At 56.5% G+C, this 18,476-nt stretch carries 18 protein-coding genes and 1 pseudogene; 14 read left to right on the top strand and 5 right to left on the bottom strand.

The window, feature by feature from the left end; translation table 11 throughout:
• Positions 1-67: 67 nt before the first annotated feature.
• The 5 genes from malK (at position 68) to ubiA (ending at position 5,146) form a co-directional block, all read left to right on the top strand.
• Entirely contained in the window at positions 68-1,177 is a 1,110-nt protein-coding gene (gene malK / locus RTM13_RS18945) for a maltose/maltodextrin ABC transporter ATP-binding protein MalK (RefSeq protein WP_312214169.1), read from the top strand.
• Positions 1,178-1,222: 45 nt separating this feature from the next.
• Positions 1,223-2,542 carry a maltoporin gene (locus RTM13_RS18940; RefSeq protein WP_312214168.1) on the top strand — a complete coding sequence of 440 codons (1,320 nt, stop codon included), beginning with the start codon at positions 1,223-1,225 and terminating at the stop codon, positions 2,540-2,542.
• A gap of 127 nt (positions 2,543-2,669) precedes the next feature.
• The gene (malM, locus tag RTM13_RS18935) at positions 2,670-3,650 is read left to right on the top strand and encodes a maltose operon protein MalM (RefSeq protein WP_312214167.1); all 981 of its coding nucleotides are present in this window, start codon (positions 2,670-2,672) and stop codon (positions 3,648-3,650) included.
• A gap of 117 nt (positions 3,651-3,767) precedes the next feature.
• Positions 3,768-4,274, top strand: a complete 507-nt coding sequence (ubiC, locus tag RTM13_RS18930) for a chorismate lyase (protein WP_312214165.1) — start codon at positions 3,768-3,770, stop codon at positions 4,272-4,274.
• A gap of 2 nt (positions 4,275-4,276) precedes the next feature.
• Positions 4,277-5,146, top strand: a complete 870-nt coding sequence (ubiA, locus tag RTM13_RS18925) for a 4-hydroxybenzoate octaprenyltransferase (protein ID WP_312214163.1) — start codon at positions 4,277-4,279, stop codon at positions 5,144-5,146.
• Between the two features lie 97 nt (positions 5,147-5,243).
• Here ubiA and plsB read toward each other — a convergent pair whose 3' ends face one another.
• Positions 5,244-7,664 carry a glycerol-3-phosphate 1-O-acyltransferase PlsB gene (gene plsB, locus RTM13_RS18920; protein ID WP_312214161.1) on the bottom strand — a complete coding sequence of 807 codons (2,421 nt, stop codon included), beginning with the start codon at positions 7,662-7,664 and terminating at the stop codon, positions 5,244-5,246.
• Positions 7,665-7,793: 129 nt separating this feature from the next.
• On the opposite strand from plsB, the gene RTM13_RS18915 reads away from it, so the two are divergent.
• The 3 genes from RTM13_RS18915 to RTM13_RS18905 all read left to right on the top strand — a co-directional run bounded on the left by RTM13_RS18915 (position 7,794) and on the right by RTM13_RS18905 (position 9,344).
• On the top strand, positions 7,794-8,162 hold the full coding sequence (locus tag RTM13_RS18915) for a diacylglycerol kinase (protein ID WP_312214159.1): 369 nt from the start codon (positions 7,794-7,796) through the stop codon (positions 8,160-8,162).
• 108 nt (positions 8,163-8,270) lie between these two features.
• Complete coding sequence (gene lexA / locus RTM13_RS18910) at positions 8,271-8,879, top strand: transcriptional repressor LexA (protein ID WP_312214157.1); 609 nt, start codon at positions 8,271-8,273, stop codon at positions 8,877-8,879.
• A gap of 255 nt (positions 8,880-9,134) precedes the next feature.
• A complete protein-coding gene (locus tag RTM13_RS18905; protein WP_064324434.1) occupies positions 9,135-9,344 on the top strand; it encodes a CsbD family protein in 210 nt (69 codons plus the stop codon).
• A 75-nt stretch (positions 9,345-9,419) separates the two neighbouring features.
• Here RTM13_RS18905 and zur read toward each other — a convergent pair whose 3' ends face one another.
• Positions 9,420-9,935, bottom strand: a complete 516-nt coding sequence (zur, locus tag RTM13_RS18900) for a zinc uptake transcriptional repressor Zur (protein ID WP_312214154.1) — start codon at positions 9,933-9,935, stop codon at positions 9,420-9,422.
• Positions 9,936-10,286: 351 nt separating this feature from the next.
• On the opposite strand from zur, the gene RTM13_RS18895 reads away from it, so the two are divergent.
• A complete protein-coding gene (locus tag RTM13_RS18895; protein ID WP_312214152.1) occupies positions 10,287-11,585 on the top strand; it encodes a conjugal transfer protein TraF in 1,299 nt (432 codons plus the stop codon).
• Between the two features lie 46 nt (positions 11,586-11,631).
• Here RTM13_RS18895 and RTM13_RS18890 read toward each other — a convergent pair whose 3' ends face one another.
• Positions 11,632-11,970 carry an XRE family transcriptional regulator gene (locus RTM13_RS18890; RefSeq protein ID WP_312214150.1) on the bottom strand — a complete coding sequence of 113 codons (339 nt, stop codon included), beginning with the start codon at positions 11,968-11,970 and terminating at the stop codon, positions 11,632-11,634.
• On the bottom strand, positions 11,967-12,329 hold the full coding sequence (locus tag RTM13_RS18885) for a type II toxin-antitoxin system RelE/ParE family toxin (protein WP_312214148.1): 363 nt from the start codon (positions 12,327-12,329) through the stop codon (positions 11,967-11,969). The genes RTM13_RS18890 and RTM13_RS18885 overlap by 4 nt, the downstream gene beginning before the upstream one ends.
• A 210-nt stretch (positions 12,330-12,539) precedes the next feature.
• Between RTM13_RS18885 and dusA the strand changes: the two genes are divergently transcribed.
• Complete coding sequence (gene dusA / locus RTM13_RS18880) at positions 12,540-13,538, top strand: tRNA dihydrouridine(20/20a) synthase DusA (protein ID WP_312214146.1); 999 nt, start codon at positions 12,540-12,542, stop codon at positions 13,536-13,538.
• 131 nt (positions 13,539-13,669) lie between these two features.
• Entirely contained in the window at positions 13,670-13,912 is a 243-nt protein-coding gene (gene pspG / locus RTM13_RS18875) for an envelope stress response protein PspG (protein ID WP_312214144.1), read from the top strand.
• 182 nt (positions 13,913-14,094) lie between these two features.
• Here pspG and RTM13_RS18870 read toward each other — a convergent pair whose 3' ends face one another.
• Entirely contained in the window at positions 14,095-15,078 is a 984-nt protein-coding gene (locus RTM13_RS18870; RefSeq protein ID WP_312214143.1) for a quinone oxidoreductase, read from the bottom strand.
• 103 nt (positions 15,079-15,181) lie between these two features.
• On the opposite strand from RTM13_RS18870, the gene dnaB reads away from it, so the two are divergent.
• The 3 genes and pseudogenes from dnaB to tyrB form a co-directional block, all read left to right on the top strand.
• A complete protein-coding gene (gene dnaB, locus RTM13_RS18865) occupies positions 15,182-16,588 on the top strand; it encodes a replicative DNA helicase (RefSeq protein WP_154058268.1) in 1,407 nt (468 codons plus the stop codon).
• Positions 16,589-16,596: 8 nt separating this feature from the next.
• Complete coding sequence (alr, locus tag RTM13_RS18860) at positions 16,597-17,676, top strand: alanine racemase (protein WP_312214141.1); 1,080 nt, start codon at positions 16,597-16,599, stop codon at positions 17,674-17,676.
• Positions 17,677-17,796: 120 nt separating this feature from the next.
• Positions 17,797-18,476 (top strand): annotated as a pseudogene (gene tyrB, locus RTM13_RS18855) (aromatic amino acid transaminase); the annotation flags it as partial.

Genomic DNA, 18,476 nt, shown 5'->3' with positions numbered 1-18,476 from the left:
CTTATTCATAACGCATAGTCACTGCAACTGAATGTTTCAGGGTTGTAACGAAGGAAGGGAGAAGGGCATGGCGAGCGTGCAGCTGCGGAATGTGACGAAGGCCTGGGGCGACGTGGTGGTGTCAAAAGATATCAACCTCGACATCGAAGAGGGGGAGTTCGTGGTCTTTGTTGGCCCGTCAGGCTGCGGAAAATCGACCCTGCTGCGCATGATCGCCGGGCTGGAGACCATCACCAGCGGTGACTTAATGATTGGCGATACGCGGATGAACGAGATCCCGCCAGCGGATCGCGGTGTCGGCATGGTGTTCCAGTCCTATGCGCTCTATCCCCATCTCTCGGTCGCAGAGAATATGTCGTTCGGCCTCAAACTGGCTGGTGCAAAGAAAGAGGTGATTAACCAGCGCGTCAGCCAGGTCGCCGAGGTGTTACAGCTGGGCCATCTGCTGGATCGCAAGCCGAAGGCGCTCTCGGGCGGTCAACGTCAGCGCGTCGCCATTGGCCGTACGCTGGTGGCGGAGCCGCGCGTGTTCCTGCTTGATGAGCCGCTTTCAAACCTCGATGCGGCGCTGCGCGTGCAGATGCGCATTGAGATCTCCCGCCTGCACAAGCGTCTCGGGCGCACGATGATCTACGTCACCCACGACCAGGTGGAGGCGATGACCCTGGCAGACAAGATTGTGGTGCTGGACGCCGGGCGCGTGGCGCAGATTGGCAAGCCGCTGGAGCTTTATCACTACCCAGCAGACCGCTTCGTGGCGGGCTTTATCGGCTCGCCCAAGATGAACTTCCTGCCGGTTAAGGTTACCGCCACCGCCATTGAGCAGGTGCAGGTGGAGCTGCCGAACCGCCAGCAGGTCTGGCTCCCGGTGGACAGCGCTAACGTCCAGGTGGGTGCAAATATGTCACTTGGGATCCGTCCCGAGCATCTGCTGCCCAGCGACATCGCCGACGTCACGCTGGAGGGGCAGGTACAGGTTGTAGAGCAGTTGGGTCACGAAACACAAATTCATATCCAGATCCCCGCCATCCGTCAAAACCTGGTTTACCGCCAGGGTGACGTGGTGTTGGTAGAAGAGGGTGCCACATTCGCTATCGGCTTGCCGCCGGAGCGCTGCCATCTGTTCCGTGAGGACGGCAGCGCCTGTCGGAGATTGCATCAGGAGCCTGGCGTTTAAGCATTCCCATTACAAAGAAAAGCAAGCAAAGCTTCAGGAGATAGAATGATGATTACTCTGCGCAAACTCCCTCTGGCCGTCGCCATAGCAGCAGGCGTAATGGCTGCCCAGGCGGGTGCTGTTGATTTCAAAGGCTACGCACGTTCCGGCATCGGCTGGACCGGTAGCGGCGGCCCGCAAGAGTGTTTCCAGGCAACCGGGGCCCAAAGTAAATACCGTCTTGGTAACGAATGTGAAACCTATGCTGAATTAAAACTGGGCCAGGAAGTGTGGAAAGAGGGCGATAAGAGCTTCTACTTCGACACTAACGTTGCCTACTCCGTCTCCCAGCAGAACGACTGGGAAGCCACTAGCCCGGCCTTCCGTGAAGCCAACGTTCAGGGTAAAAACCTGATCGAAGCGCTGCCAGGCTCCACCATCTGGGCAGGTAAACGCTTCTACCAGCGTCATGACGTCCACATGATCGACTTCTACTACTGGGATATCTCCGGCCCAGGCGCAGGTATCGAAAACATCGATCTCGGCTTCGGTAAACTCTCTCTGGCGGGTACCCGTTCGTCTGAGTCCGGCGGCTCCTCAACCTTCGCCGATCGCGATCCGATTACCGGCGAGCGTACCTATGACAATATCGTGCCGAACGACGTCTTTGACGTACGTTTAGCCGGTCTGGAAGTGAACCCTGGCGGCACCCTGGAGTTTGGCGTGGACTACGGCCACACCAACCTGCCGGATGACTACTACCTGCAGCCAAACGCCAGCAAAGATGGCTGGTTGTTCACCGGTGAGCACGTGCAGACCATCGGCACTGGCTTCAACAAGTTCATCGTGCAGTACGCTACCGACTCGATGACCTCGAACGGTAAAGGTATTCCGCAGGGCGCTCAGCTTAACAACGACGGCCACCTGCTGCGCTTTATCGACCACGGCTCCATCTCTATGGGCGACCGCTGGGACATGATGTACGTCGGTATGTACCAGGATATCGATCTGGATAACGGCAACGGCACCCGCTGGTGGACCGTGGGCGTACGTCCGATGTTCAAATGGACGCCGATCATGAGCACCCTGCTGGAAGTTGGCTATGACAACGTGAAGTCCCAGCGTACTGACTCCACCAACGACCAGGTCAAAGTGACCCTGGCCCAGCAGTGGCAGGCAGGCGACAGCATCTGGTCCCGTCCGGCGCTGCGCGTGTTCGCGACCTACGCCAAGTGGGATGAGTCCTTCGGCTTCGCTAACAATGGCACTGACAGAACGGCTGGCCTCACTCCGGGCTACGCTTACCAGGATACCTCCGCACGTACCTTTAGCCGCGGCGATGATGACGAGTGGACCTTCGGTGCCCAGATGGAAATCTGGTGGTAAGACAGAGTTGATTTAACGCAGTACCAGAGAGGGGCTTCGGCCCCTCTCAATCCAGTAAGCGATCTATCTCTGACGCGGCGCGCTATTGCCTGGCTACCGTCCCGTCATCTCTACAGAGGTCACCATAATGAAAATGAAAAAAACGCTTCTCGCGCTCTGCCTCGGTGCAGGGCTGCTCGCCTGCGTGCCCGCAGTCAGCTTCGCTGACGTGAATCTGGTCCCGCAGGATACGTCCGCCGCACCGGCCATCCCAACAGGGGCGCTCCAGCAGCTCGCCTGGACGCCGGTTGCCAACTCACAAACCCAGACCACTAGCTTGGCTACGGCAGGTCAGACCCTGAACGTGCCCGGTATCACCGGTAAAGTAGCTGCCTACAGCGTGCCGGCTAACATCGGTGAATTAACTATTACCCTGACCAGCGTCGCGGATAAGCAAAAATCGATCTTTGCCCCCAACGTGCTGGTGCTGGATCAAAACCTGACCCCCGCCGCGTGGTTCCCGAGCAGCTACTTCACCTATCAGGAGCCGGGCGTGATGTCCGCCGACCGTCTTGAAGGGATCATCAAGCTGACGCCTGCGCTGGGCCAGCAAAAGATCTATCTGCTGGTCTTCACTACGCCAGAAGATTTGCAGCGCACCACCACCATGATCAACCCGGCGAAGGCCTACGCGAAAGGTGTCGGTAACGCGGTACCGGATATTCCGGATCCGCAGGCCCGTCATACGCCGGACGGCACGGTGAAACTCAAAGTTAGCACCAACTCCGCGTCGAGCATTCTGGTCGGCCCGATCTTTGGCTCCTCCGGCCATGCTGCCGTGACCGTGGGCAATACCGCCGCACCGGCAACGGCCTACAGCGCCCCGGCGACTGCATCCGCGCCAGCGCCGGCGCCGGCAGCAGCGCCTGCTCAAGCTCCGGCCCCAGCCCCGGCAGCCAAGCGTGAGCCGGTGCTGAACGATACGGAAAACTACTTTAACCAGGGTATTAAACAGGCCGTTGCCAGCGGCAATATCGATAAGGCACTGAAACTATTGAACGAGGCTGAAAGCCTGGGCTCCACCTCTGCCCGCGCTACGTTTATCAGCAGTGTAAAAGGCAAGGGGTAACCGTTTCCCCACAATGCTGATTTTGTCCGCTTGGTGCACCTTCACCGGTGCACCCTTTTTCCCGATCTGCCTGTTCTGCGATACACTGTTGCTACGTTATGTACCGGAGAGTAAGGCATGCCACACCCTGCGCTAACGCAACTGCGCGCGCTGCGCTATTTTGACGCAATTCCCGCACTTGAACCGCACCTGCTCGACTGGCTGCTGCTGGAAGACTCAATGACCAAACGTTTTGAGCAGCAGGGTTGCCAGGTGAGTGTTACGCTCATAAGAGAGGCGTTCGTCACCGCCGATGAGGTGCCGGAAGAACGCTTGCTGCTGCCCGAGGCGTCGCGCTACTGGCTGCGGGAGATCCTGCTCTGCGCCGACGGCGAGCCCTGGCTGGCCGGGCGAACGGTGGTGCCGGAGTCGACCCTGTCCGGCCCGGAGCTGGCGTTGCAGCGGCTGGGCAATACGCCGCTGGGGCGCTATCTCTTTACCTCATCAACCCTGACCCGTGATTTTATTGAAATAGGCCGTCACGCCGATCTCTGGGGACGCCGCTCCCGGCTGCGCCTCGGCGGCAAGCCGCTGCTGCTGACGGAGCTGTTTTTGCCTGCATCACCGTTGTATCGAGAGGAGTAAAAATGGAGTGGAGTCTTACGCAGGGTAAGCTGCTGGCTTATCACCGCTTAATGCGCACGGATAAGCCAATTGGCGCGCTGCTGTTGCTGTGGCCCACCCTGTGGGCACTATGGGTGGCGACCCCGGGCGTGCCGCCGCTGGGGATCCTCGTGGTGTTTATCGCCGGAGTCTGGCTGATGCGCGCCGCAGGCTGCGTGGTAAACGACTACGCCGATCGCAAATTCGACGGCCACGTGAAGCGCACCGCCAACCGGCCGCTGCCGAGTGGCGCGGTGAGCGAAAAAGAGGCGCGTAACCTGTTTATCGTGCTGGTGCTGCTCGCCTTTGTGCTGGTGCTGACCCTGAACCTGATGACCATCCTGCTGTCGGTGGCAGCGCTGGCGCTGGCCTGGACCTACCCCTTCATGAAGCGCTATACCCACCTGCCGCAGGTGGTGCTGGGTGCCGCCTTTGGCTGGTCGATCCCAATGGCCTTTGCCGCCGTCAGCGAGTCGGTTCCGCTGAGCTGCTGGCTGATGTTCTTCGCCAATATCCTGTGGGCGGTGGCCTATGATACGCTCTATGCGATGGTGGATCGGGACGACGACGTTAAGATCGGCATTAAATCGACGGCTATTCTCTTTGGTCGGCACGATAAGCTGATCGTCGGTATTTTGCAGGTGCTGGTGCTGGTACTGATGGCGACGGTGGGCTGGCTGAACGGGCTGGGCTGGGCTTTCTATGCGTCGATTGTAGTAGCAGGCGCGCTGTTTTTCTGGCAGCAGAAGATGATTGTGCATCGCGATCGCGACGCCTGTTTCAAAGCCTTCCTGAACAATAACTACGTTGGCCTGGCGCTGTTTGTTGGGCTGGCGGTGAGTTACCTTCCATAAAAAGCTGCCATAAAAAAGCCGGGTGGCGGCTACGCCTGACCCGGCCTACGGCTGGATGTTGTAGGCCCGGTAAGCGTTAGCGCCACCGGGCATTTTTTTATTCGCTTTGCGTCGCGCTCTCAATGGTCAATCGCACGTCAGGCGTCACCAGATCCGCCAGCAGGAGGTAGACCTGCATAGTTTTAGCCGGATCGGCATCCCCGGTATCACTGATGTATCCCTCGTCGCGCAGGGTCAGCACCAGGGTACTGAACACCGCTTTATCGAAGAACTCCGGCGCGTTAATCCCGTGCAGCACCGACAGGCGTTGGGCCAGGGTGCGGCTCTCTTTCTCCAGCGTGCCACGGTTAATGGCCGGGTTAGCGCTCAGTAGCCAGAAGGTGATGGCGTAGCGTTGCAGCGTCTCGCGCGCGCCAGCCGCCAGCAGCTGCAGGGTGCGTGAGCGCTGCGGGTTGAGATACAGACGGTCGTCTTTATCCACCAGCAGTCCCTGACGCACCATCTCGGCGATCAGTGCGTTCAGCACCTCCGGCAGCTCGCTGTTATCCCAGCGCAGGAACAGCTCCGCTTTAAGCATCGGATAGAGCACATCGACGTGGCGCAGCAGCTCTTCGCGAGAGATCTGACGATGCTGGGTCACGATGGCCGCCATCAGGGAGGGCAGGACCAGCATATGCGCGATGTTGTTGCGGTAGTAGGTCATCAGCACCGCCTGCTCGCGCGGCAGAATGATGATGTCCCCGATGGTGTCTTTCTCTACCTCAAACTTGTTCATCTGTAGCGCGTGAGCGATCAGCTCGCTGGCGCTCGCCGTTGGTACGGTGGCGTCAGGGGAGTAGGGCACATTGCGCAGCAGATCGAGGTAGCAGTCCAGCTGCTCGGTCAGCTGCTCGCGGGTCAGCGAGCGCTGGCGCGAGGCCAGCAGGGCGGTACAGCAGAGATTCATGGCATTTGCCGCACCCGCATTGTTAATACGCACCATCAGCTCGGCAGCAATGGTGTTAACCGTCGGCGTCAGCCAGGCTGGACGTATTGCCTCAATCGGATCGATCGCCTCGCGCCACTCCGGCACGTGCTGGTTGAGGTAGTTCATCAGCGGCAGCGGTTCGCCGAAGTTAACGTAGCCCTGGCCGAGGTTGCGCAGCTTGCTCAGGCCGCGCAGCATCTGGAAGACGTTCTCTTTCTCTTTGGTCGCGCCGCGCAGCTCTTTAGCGTAGGTGCCAACCTCCATCACGTGCTCGTAGCCGATATAGATCGGCACCAGGGTGATAGGGCGGGTGCCGCCGCGCAGCATAGCCTGCAGGGTCATCGACAGGGTACCGGTTTTCGGATCCAGCAGGCGGCCCGTGCGCGAGCGCCCACCCTCGACGAAGTACTCGACGGAGTAACCGCGGCTGAACAGCTCGCCCAGGTACTCCCGGAACACCGTGGAGTAGAGCTTGTTGCCCTTGAAGGTACGGCGAATAAAGAACGCCCCGAGACGGCGGAAAATCGGTCCGGCAGGCCAGAAGTTGAGGTTGATCCCCGCAGCAATATGTGGAGGTACCAGTCCCTGATGATAGAGGACGTAAGAGAGCAGCATGTAGTCCATATGGCTACGGTGGCAAGGCACGTAGACAATCTCATGGCCGTCGTGCGCCAGCTGGCGGACCCGCTCGGCGTTATGCACGTTGATGCCCTGATAGAGTCGGTTCCAGGTAAAGCCGAGAATACGGTCGCTCAGGCGGATCATCTCATAAGAGAAGTTAGCGGCGATCTCCTCCATCAGCGCGATGGCGTTCTGCTGGGCCTTCTCGTGGGAGATTTTTTTGCTGCGCGCTTCGTCCTCTACCGCTCGGGCAATCGCTTTTGACGCCAGCAGCTTATTGAAGAGATCCTGACGTGCAGGCAGACGTGGGCCCACGGCAGCGAGGCGCTGACGGGCAAAGTGCATGCGCGCTACGCGGGCCAGCTTCTGGGCGATGATTTTATCCGTGCCGTGCTCGGTGGCCATCCGACGCAGGGAGACCGGCGGAGAGAAGCGCACAAAGCTATCGCGACCCAGCCAGGAGACGGCAAAGAACTTCTGGATACCGTTCAGCATGCGCAGCGGCGGGTTCACTTCGCCTTTTTCGCGCCCCGGCGAGCGGCCAAACATCACCGATACCGGCACCATCTGTACGTCCAGATCCGGGTGGTTACGGTGGAGATCCAGATAGTCATGGAACAGCTTAACGGACTCTTCTTTCGGCGTATACCAGCTAAAGACACGCGGGCCGCTATGAATAAAGATGTAGCGCGGCAGCAGGGCGCCGTCGATCTCCAGCGGTTCAAGCGGATCGGGCAGCTCGTGCGCCAGACATTGGGCACGCAGCGTCAGTAAGTCTGCCTTCGAGTTATAAGGCAAAACGTACATAATAGGGCGTGAGGTATCGAGTCCAGGTTCCTGGGCAGGTTCTGCCGGAATCGACTTGCTTTTTACCAACACGCTTAATGGTAAATTCAGTAATTTGTAGTAAATTCGTGGCCAGCCGGACATAAACAATGTGAAGCCTCTGGTTAATAATGCCATTGCGCCGCAAGAATATCAGAAAGCGCGCAGAATATCTTTTGTACCTCGGTACGCTCGCATAGACATTGACGATAATTACGTAAAAAGGTTCTTTTGATGGCCAATAATACCACTGGTTTAACTCGAATCATTAAAGCAGCAGGCTACTCATGGAAGGGCGTTCGCGCTGCCTGGCTCAACGAAGCCGCTTTCCGCCAGGAGTCCGTCGCGGTGATCCTTGCCGTTATCATTGCCTGCTGGCTCGACGTAGACGCTATTACCCGCGTGCTGCTCATTGGATCCGTTGTGTTGGTAATGATAGTGGAGATTTTGAACAGCGCGATCGAGGCGGTCGTTGACCGTATCGGCACTGATTTTCATGAGCTTTCTGGCCGGGCAAAAGACATGGGTTCGGCAGCCGTGCTGATGTCCATTCTATTAGCGCTGGCGACCTGGGGCATCCTGCTCTGGCCATATTACCGCTAAGGCGCGCAAAATCGGCCTCGCGGGGCAGATTTGCTCAAAATTTGGTTTCAAAAACGGTTTTTGCTGTATATACTCACAGCATAACTGTATATACACCCAGGGGGCGGGATGAAAGCGTTAACAGCCAGGCAGCAAGAGGTGTTTGATCTCATTCGCGATCACATCAGCCAGACCGGCATGCCGCCGACGCGTGCTGAAATTGCACAGCGTTTGGGATTCCGTTCGCCAAACGCGGCGGAAGAACACCTGAAGGCGCTGGCACGCAAAGGCGCTATTGAGATTGTTTCCGGCGCGTCGCGTGGGATCCGTCTGCTGCAGGAAGAGGAAGATGGCCTGCCGTTGATCGGCCGCGTCGCTGCTGGTGAGCCGCTGCTGGCGCAGCAGCATATTGAAGGTCACTACCAGGTCGATCCATCGCTGTTCAAGCCCAGCGCTGATTTTCTGCTGCGCGTCAGCGGAATGTCGATGAAAGACATCGGTATTATGGATGGCGATCTGCTGGCGGTACATAAAACCCAGGAAGCGCGTAACGGGCAGGTGATCGTGGCGCGTATTGACGACGAAGTGACTGTAAAACGGCTGAAAAAGCAGGGTAACACCGTACAGCTGCTTCCGGAAAACAGCGACTTCGATCCTATCGTTGTTGACCTTCGTCAACAGAACTTCAGCATTGAAGGGCTGGCGGTAGGTGTTATTCGCAACGGCGAGTGGCTCTGACATCGTATAAGTGCTTGTGGTAGTTAGCTTTAAACTGCCACAGCGCTTGATCTCTTTTTTATCCCCTGCTTTTTTCCTCTCTTTTTAGCCTCGTCTTCCTGTTGTCTGTTCACACCTGAATGGTTAAATATTCCGAATAATCCCCACGTTAGAAAATCCTTAACTACAATTATTATCACGTTCAGCAGATAAAGAACGTAACGAAGGACCAACGAATATTGCTATTCAACACCGAACGATGATGAGGATACCATTATGAATAAAGACGAAGTCGGCGGTAACTGGAAACAGTTCAAAGGTAAAGCGAAAGAGCAATGGGGTAAATTAACGGATGATGACATGACCGTTATTGAAGGTAAACGCGATCAGCTGGTCGGTAAAATTCAAGAACGCTACGGTTATCAGAAAGACCAGGCCGAGAAAGAAGTTGGCGAATGGGAAACCCGTAACGACTATCGCTGGTAATCACGTTAGATCAATAGCTTGACTACCCTGCCCGACGGTACAAGGACGTACCGACTCTTCTCTCCTACTCTGAGCCTAACGCGGTTTTTTCTTCACCAAAATGCTGTGATCGTGCTGGCAATTGCCTTGATGACGGCAAGCTTCTACTTCCGAACACTCTGCACAGAGTCCGTGCGCTTCTATGACATTATGCCGTAGTGCAAAACCCATCTTTGCTGCCAGGGCATGCATAATATCCTCGACCCCTTCAGCTGCTTCCTCTTTCACCACGCCACAACGATCGCAGATAAACATTGCTGACGTATGGGTGGGCTGATCGAAGAGGTGGCACAGCACATAGCTGTTGGTCGACTCAACCTTATGGACAAATCCCTGCTCCAGCAGAAAATCAAGTGCACGATAAACCGTAGGCGGCTTAGCCTGTGGTTCCGTGGCGCGTAACAGATCAAGCAAATCGTAGGCGCTGATTGCACCTTGCTGGAGACTCATCAGACGCAGAACCTCAAGGCGCTGCGGGGTCAGGCGCACGTTGCGTTGCGCGCACAGCGTTTCAGCATGTGCCAGCATTTGCTGCGAAGTGGTCTTATCCATGGGGCATCCTCAGGTTACGTGATGTAATAACGTTGAAGCTGCTACTTTATCATATCCTGTGACAAACGCCGAGATCCGGGCGATCCCTCGCTCTCAGAGCGGAGGCACCCTGGCATTTACCTTAAATTTCCGCCGTGCACATCAGAAAACCTTCCCCAAACGATTTTCCTCCTCTATAAGTAAATAGCGTTTATAAAAAGACGCAGTTTGTTACCAATAAATATATCCTCCTGCGGCACAAAAAATGAAATAGCCGCATTTAGCATCGCTTTTCACAGCAATAGTTCACCTCTCGCCAGGCGATAACTGGCAGGGCATAAATCGACCTTTGATCAATAAGACGGGCATACTGTGAAAAAAATTTTTAAACTTTCAGTGGTAACACTTGCGGTCTCTTTTGGGGTAGTCACTCAGGCGGGGGCAGCCAATACCTGGGCAGAAGCACGTAGCGATGCAATGGGTGGAACCGGGGTAGCCTCCGCCAGCTACGGCAGCGGCGTACTGATTAACCCGGCGCTGCTGGCTAAAGCTAAACCGGAGGATAACGTAACGGTCATCCTGCCGAGCGTACGGGCGCAGATTAGCGATAAAGACAATCTGCAGGACGAAATCGATGATATTAGCGACAAAGTCGACTACTACGACAACGTCATCGACAACCTGACACTAGCGCAATTTATTGCTGATAGACCGGGAGTCATTAACCAGGTCAGAGGCGCAGCGACCGACTTAGCCGATGAGCTGGAGTTTCTCGACGGTAAAACTGCCCGTGCCAATGCGGGCGCAGGTATTGCGGTAAGCATTCCGAACGACGTGCTATCGTTTGCTTTCGTGGCGAAGGCGTATGCCCACGCCCGGGTCAGCTCCAACGTCGACCAGCAGGATATTGACTACCTGCGCGGTGACCAGATCCTTGTAGATGCTGGGCTCACTGCACTCGGTAGCAATTCGGATATTATCACCCGTAACCTCAACTCCACCGCCTCCGGACGGGCCGCTATCGTCTCCGACTACGGCGTGGCGGTGGCGCGTCAGTTCCAGTTTGGCGACGTGCCGGTCTCTATCGGCGTGACGCCAAAGCTGCAAAAAACCTGGCTGTTCAACTACACCACCTCCATCTACGACTACGACAGCAGCGACTTCAATAGCAGCCGCTACCGTAACGACGATACTGGCTTCAACGTCGATGCCGGTATTGCCGCTGACTTTGGCGATAACTGGACGGTGGGCCTGAGCGGGCAGAACCTGATCTCCCGCGATATCGATACCAAAGATATCCAGATCCGCAACGGCCGTACTCAAGAGGTGCGTAGCTATAAAGATACCTACCAGATCAGCCCGGTGGTTACCGCTGGCCTGGCCTGGCATACAGATCTGGTTACTCTGAGCGCTGACGGCGACCTGACTGAAACCAAAGGCTTTAAGAGCGAAGAGGCTTCCCAGTACGTTGGCGTCGGTGCCGAAGTGCGTCCGCTCGACTGGCTGGCGGTGCGGGCGGGCTACCGTGCCGATGTGAAAGGGGACGACAGCAATGTCGCCACCGCCGGTATCGGTTTTGCGCCGTTTAACCGCGTTCACGTCGACCTGATGGGCCTGTACGGTGAAGATGAAACCTGGGGCGCAGGCGCGCAGCTTAGCCTGACGTTCTGATGATCCACCCGCCGAAGGCGCAATGCCTCCGGCGGGTTGTTCAGGCTTAGCCGACAGAGACCCGAACGGGTTTACCGATACGACTTAACATATTTACTAACGCATCAATAGTAAATTTACTGGTCTTTTTGTTTACCACGTCCGAGACGCGGGGACGTGAAATATGTAAAACAGTGGCAACGTCAGCCTGTTTCAGGTTCTTATCAGAAATCCAGACGGTAATCTCTTCCATCAATTTTTCTTTGATAGCGAGTGTGTTTTCAATTTTGCGTAAGGAGTCAGCATGAAGTTCTGCTGCATCCTGTTCGTCAAAGCCTAAATCAGCAAAGATATTGCCTCCTGCAGGGGTGATATGACGGACTTCAGTCTCTATTTTTGCGGTCATTTTCTTTTTCTCCGCTGTTGAATCAGTGTGTTGTAACGCATCTTAGCGATATCTTTATCGTACTTACTCGTTTGCGGCGTTTTTTTCTGAAAACTATGCAAAACATAGATAGCATCCTCAAACTTTGCTACATACATGACACGATAGATCCCACTGATATCACGTACCCGGATTTCATTAACGCCTGGACCCACTTCTGAAAAGGGTCTCCAGTCTGCCGGTTCAATGCCGAATTGAATGCTGTGTAATTGGTAACCGACTTCTTTACGGGTTTCTACAGGAAAAGCCAGTAGATCCTCGCGTGAGGAGCCTAACCATACAATATCTTTCTCTTTAAGCGCTGTTGTCTTCACTGACATAAACCCTCCATTTTGTATAAAATTTTATACAAAAATAGGTAGGATGCAAGTGAGTTGTTCAATATAGATAAATTGGAACATTACGCGCAGCTTAGCCTGACGTTCTGATGATCCACCCGCCGAAGGCGCAATGCCTCCGGCGGGCTGTTCAGGCTAAATGAGTATGCTATAGTAGCGCCCCTTTTCCATTTTGATGAAAAAACGTACGCTATGCCGCCAGTCACGCCCGCTACCGCCTTCGCCGCCCACCGCTTCTCCATCGCGCCCATGCTCGACTGGACCGACCGCCACTGTCGCTATTTCCTGCGCCTGCTGTCGCGGGAGACGCTGCTCTATACCGAGATGGTGACTACCGGGGCGATTATTCATGGTAAAGGCGACTACCTGGCCTACAGTGATGAGGAGCATCCCGTGGCGCTTCAGCTAGGCGGCAGCGATCCGGCGCAGCTGGCCCACTGTGCGAAGCTGGCAGAAACCCGCGGCTACGATGAGATCAACCTCAACGTCGGCTGTCCGTCCGATCGCGTGCAGAATGGCATGTTCGGGGCCTGCCTGATGGGCAATGCGCAGCTGGTGGCGGACTGCATCAAAGCCATGCGCGACGTGGTCTCAATCCCGGTGACGGTGAAGACCCGCATCGGCATTGACGATCAGGACAGCTACGAATTCCTTTGCAGCTTTATTGATACCGTGTCCGGCAAGGGCGAGTGTGAGACCTTTATTATCCATGCCCGTAAGGCCTGGCTCTCCGGGCTCAGCCCAAAGGAGAACCGGGAGATCCCGCCTTTGGACTACCCGCGCGTCTATCAGCTTAAGCGCGACTTCTCCCACCTGACCATGTCGATCAACGGCGGCATCAAATCGCTGGCGGAGGCGAAAGCGCACCTCGAGCATATGGACGGGGTGATGGTGGGGCGTGAGGCGTATCAAAACCCAGGGATCCTGGCCGCGGTTGACCGCGAGATTTTTGGCGTAGCGCGTGACGATGCCGATCCGGTTGCGGTGGTGCGCGCCATGTATCCCTATATCGAGCGTGAGCTGAGCAACGGGGCCTATCTCGGGCATATTACTCGCCACATGCTCGGGCTTTTCCAGGGCATTCCCGGCGCGCGCCAGTGGCGTCGCTACCTGAGTGAAAACGCCCACAAGGCCGGGGCGGATATTAACGTGCTGGAGCAAGCGCTAAAGCTGGTCGCGGACAAGCGTTAAAAATTCGCTAATAGTTAGTGAAATTCACCACGCCTCGCAGCGCTCTGCGGGGCGTTTTTCTTTATAATCAATAGGTTAATTCCTGGCACGTTTCTTGTAATACCTTCGGTAACTATTGAGGGGGAAGAGCCATGCTGGAACTACTGTTTGTAATTGGATTTTTTATGATGCTGCTGGTAACGGGTGTCTCGCTGCTGGGGATTATCATCGCTCTGGCGGTGGCAACGGCGCTGATGTTTGTCGGTGGTCTGTTTGCGTTGATGTTTAAACTGTTGCCCTGGCTGCTGCTGGCGGTGGCCATCGTCTGGGTTATTCGGGCGGTGAAAAAACCAAAACTGCCGCTGTATCAGCGTAATAGCCGCTGGCGTTACTAAGTAATGCGGGCTTGATCACAACCTGGCACTTTTCTCTGGCAGGTTCAGCCAAACCGCATAGGATTTAGGTATCGAATCTGTCACTATTGCGCGGCTTTTGAATTCATCGAGCTGTACCCTACATACAGCCGAACTAAAAAAAGAAAGGGCTTCCCTGTTTTTACAGTGAAGCCCTAATTCTTTTAGGGGATCAGCAAACTCGACCCCTGAGTTGACCGGCTCTCCAGCGTCTCGTGCGCGCGCTGCGCCTCCGCCAGCGGGAACTTCTGATCTTCCGCCACGTCCACCTTAATCACGCCACTGGCAATCAGCGAAAAAAGCTCGTTGCTCGCCTCTTCAAGCTCCTCGCGGTTAGTAATGTAACCCTGGAGGGAAGGGCGGGTCGCATAGAGGGAGCCTTTCTGGTTGAGAATGCCAAGGTTAACGCCGGTGACCGGGCCAGAGGCGTTGCCAAAGCTAACCATCAGACCATGACGTTGCAGGCAGTCCAGCGATGACTCCCAGGTATCTTTGCCTACCGAGTCATAGACTACGCGCACTTTTTTACCGCCAGTGATCTCCTTAACGCGCTCAACGATGCTCTCTTCGCGGTAGTTAATCACCTGCCACGCGCCAGCCTGCAACGCCCGCTGCGCCTTCTGCGCACTGCCCACCGTGCCAATCAGCTTGCCGCCCAGCGCCTTGGACCACTGGCAGGCGATTAGCCCTACGCCGCCTGCTGCCGCATGGAACAGAAACGGCTCGTCGGGCTTAATCTCATAGGTCTTACGCAGCAGGTAGAAGACCGTCAGCCCTTTCAGGAACGAGGCAGCCGCCTGCTCAAAGGAGATCGCATTGGGCAGAATAGCCACTTTATCCGCAGGTACGTTGTGCACCGAGCTGTAGGCCCCCAGAGCCGACTGGGCATAGACCACCCGGTCGTCGGCCTTAATGTGGCTAACGTTTCTTCCCACTTTGCTGACTACGCCTGCTGCCTCTGTACCGAGACCGCTTGGCAATGATGGCGGCGGATAGAGTCCGCTGCGGATGTAGGTATCGATATAGTTGATGCCAATAGCCTTGTTCTCGACCTGCACCTCGTTCTCTGCCGGATCGGTGGGAGTAAACTCCACCGCTTTTAATACCTCAGGGCCACCATGCTTGTGAAATTCAATTCTTGTTGCCATGTTTCCTCCCAAAGATCCTAAGCCAATGCGACATTAGGGTCGGTGCATAATCTAAAATATGATAAAATTTCGACCCACAATTTATCTCGGTACTCCATTCACTATGGCAGGAAATAAACCCTTCAACAAACAGACTGAACCCCGCGATATGCAAGTCGAGGGGATGAAAGTGCCGCCACACTCAATCGAAGCGGAGCAGTCGGTGTTGGGCGGTTTAATGCTGGATAACGAACGCTGGGACGACGTTGCTGAGCGCGTTGTTGCGGAAGACTTTTATACCCGTCCACACCGGCATATCTTCACGGAGATGCACCGCCTGCAGGAGATGAGCAAGCCCATCGACCTGATCACCCTGGCGGAGTCGCTGGAGCAGCAGGGCCAGCTGGACAGCGTCGGCGGCTTCGCCTATCTGGCCGAGCTATCAAAAAATACGCCAAGCGCGGCGAACATCAGCGCCTATGCCGACATTGTACGCGAACGTGCGGTAGTACGTGAAATGATCTCGGTGGCTAACGAAATCGCCACCGCGGGCTTTGACCCTCAGGGCCGTACCAGCGAAGATCTGCTTGACCTCGCCGAATCCCGCGTTTTCCAGATTGCTGAAAACCGGGCGAATAAGGACGAAGGGCCGAAAAGCATCGATCAGATCCTTGAGGCCACCGTTGCGCGTATTGAGCAGCTGTTTCAGCAGCCTCACGACGGCGTTACCGGCGTTGATACCGGCTATCAGGATCTGAATAAGAAAACGGCGGGTCTGCAACGTTCGGATCTAATCATCGTGGCGGCGCGTCCGTCGATGGGTAAAACCACCTTCGCCATGAACCTGTGCGAAAACGCCGCGATGCTTCAGGACAAGCCGGTGCTGATCTTCAGCCTTGAGATGCCCGCCGAGCAGATCATGATGCGTATGCTGGCGTCGCTCTCCCGCGTCGATCAGACCCGCATTCGTACCGGCCAGCTCGACGATGAGGACTGGGCGCGTATCTCCGGCACCATGGGCATTCTGCTGGAGAAGCGGAACATGTATATCGACGACTCCTCCGGCCTGACGCCAACCGAGGTACGCTCCCGCGCCCGCCGCATTTTCCGTGAGCATGACGGTCTGAGCATGATCATGATCGACTACCTGCAGCTGATGCGCGTCCCGTCGCTCTCCGACAACCGTACGCTGGAGATCGCGGAGATCTCCCGCTCGCTGAAGGCGCTGGCGAAAGAGTTACAGGTGCCGGTGGTGGCCCTGTCGCAGCTTAACCGCTCTCTGGAGCAGCGTGCCGATAAGCGCCCGGTCAACTCCGACCTGCGTGAGTCCGGCTCTATCGAACAGGATGCCGACCTGATCATGTTTATCTATCGTGATGAGGTGTACCACGAGAACAGCGATCTGAAAGGCATCGCGGAAATTATTATTGGTAAGCAGCGTAACGGCCCGATTGGCACGGTACGCCTGACCTTTAACGGGCAGTGGTCGCGTTTTGATAATTATGCGGGACCACAATATGACGAAGAATAAGGAATAACATGCAAGCGGCAACCGTAGTAGTCAACCGCCGCGCTCTGCGACACAATCTGCAACGCCTGCGTGAACTGGCTCCTGCCAGCAAGCTGGTTGCAGTGGTGAAAGCGAACGCTTACGGACACGGTCTCCTCGAGACCGCGCGAACGCTCCCCGACGCCGACGCCTTTGGCGTTGCCCGTCTCGAAGAGGCCCTCATGCTGCGTGGGGGCGGCATTACCCAGCCCATCCTGCTGCTCGAAGGCTTTTTTTCCGCTGACGATCTGCCTACGCTCTCTGCGCAACGGCTGCATACCGCGGTACACAATACCGAGCAGCTGGAGGCGCTGGAGAGGGCAGATCTCCCCGAACCCGTCACCGTCTGGATGAAGCTTGATACCGGCATGCACCGGCTGGGCGTACGTCCCGAAGAGGCCAGCGCGTTCTACCAGCGTCTCTGCGCCTGTAAAAACGTGCGCCAGCCAGTGAATATCGTCAGCCACTTTGCCCGCGCCGATGAGCCAGAGTGTGGCGCAACCGAGCAGCAGCTGGATATCTTCACCACCTTCACCGAAGGCAAGCCGGGCCTGCGCTCTATTGCGGCCTCCGGCGGCATTCTGCTCTGGCCGCAGGCCCATTTTGACTGGGTCCGCCCCGGCATCATTCTCTACGGCGTCTCGCCGTTGGATCAAAAGCCCTGGGGAGCCGATTTTGGTTTCCAGCCAGTGATGTCCCTGACCTCCAAACTGATCGCCGTACGTCCGCACCGTGCAGGCGAGCCGGTGGGCTACGGCGGAACCTGGACCAGCGAGCGCGATACGCGTCTCGGCGTAGTCGCAATGGGCTACGGTGATGGCTATCCCCGCGCCGCGCCGTCCGGTACGCCGGTGCTGATCAACGGCCGCGAAGTGCCTATCGTCGGGCGCGTCGCGATGGATATGATCTGCGTTGATCTTGGGCCAGATGCCCCCGAGCAGGCAGGCGATCCGGTGGTGATGTGGGGTGAAGGGCTGCCGGTAGAGCGCATCGCTGAGATTACGAAAGTAAGTGCTTACGAACTTATTACGCGACTGACGTCCCGGGTCGCGATGCAATATATAGATTAATGATTGCGCCCGGCGGCGCTGCGCTTGCCGGGCCTGGAAATGCTAACAACCCCTCGATCTCTATCCGCTTCCGGTTTATTGTGTTTAAAACCCTCGCCTGTAAATCTGGAGAACCACCGCGTGTTTCAAAAAGTTGACGCCTACGCTGGCGACCCCATCCTGACGCTGATGGAGCGTTTCAAAGAAGATCCCCGCAGCGATAAAGTAAACCTCAGCATCGGCCTCTATTACAATGAAGATGGCCTGATCCCACAGCTTCAGGCCGTGGCCGAAGCGGAGGCACGCCTGAACGCCCAGCCGCACGGCGCATCGCTCTACCTGCCGATGGAGGGCCTGCCGGGCTATCGTCACACCATCGCGCCGCTACTGTTTGGTGCTGAACATCCGGTGCTGAAGGCGAACCGCGTGGCGACTATCCAGACTCTCGGCGGCTCCGGTGCGTTAAAGGTAGGAGCTGACTTCCTGAAGCGCTACTTCCCTGAGTCTGGCGTCTGGGTCAGCGATCCGACCTGGGAAAACCACATCGCTATTTTTGAAGGTGCCGGGTTCGAAGTAAGTACTTACCCATGGTTTGATAGCGAAACCAACGGCGTGCGCGTCGATGCCCTGCTGGCAACGCTGCAAAGCCTGCCTGCCCGTAGCATCGTTCTGCTGCATCCTTGCTGCCACAACCCCACCGGGGCTGACCTGACCAATCCGCAGTGGGATGCGGTGATTGAGGTGCTGAAAGCGCGTGAGCTGATCCCGTTCCTCGACATCGCCTATCAGGGCTTTGGTGCCGGGATGGAAGAGGACGCCTA

Source organism: Pseudescherichia sp., from assembly GCF_031979925.1.
Classification (GTDB): domain Bacteria; phylum Pseudomonadota; class Gammaproteobacteria; order Enterobacterales; family Enterobacteriaceae; genus Pseudescherichia.
The sequence above is the reverse complement of the archived record's forward strand: the minus strand, read 5'-3'. Positions and strand labels throughout refer to the sequence as shown.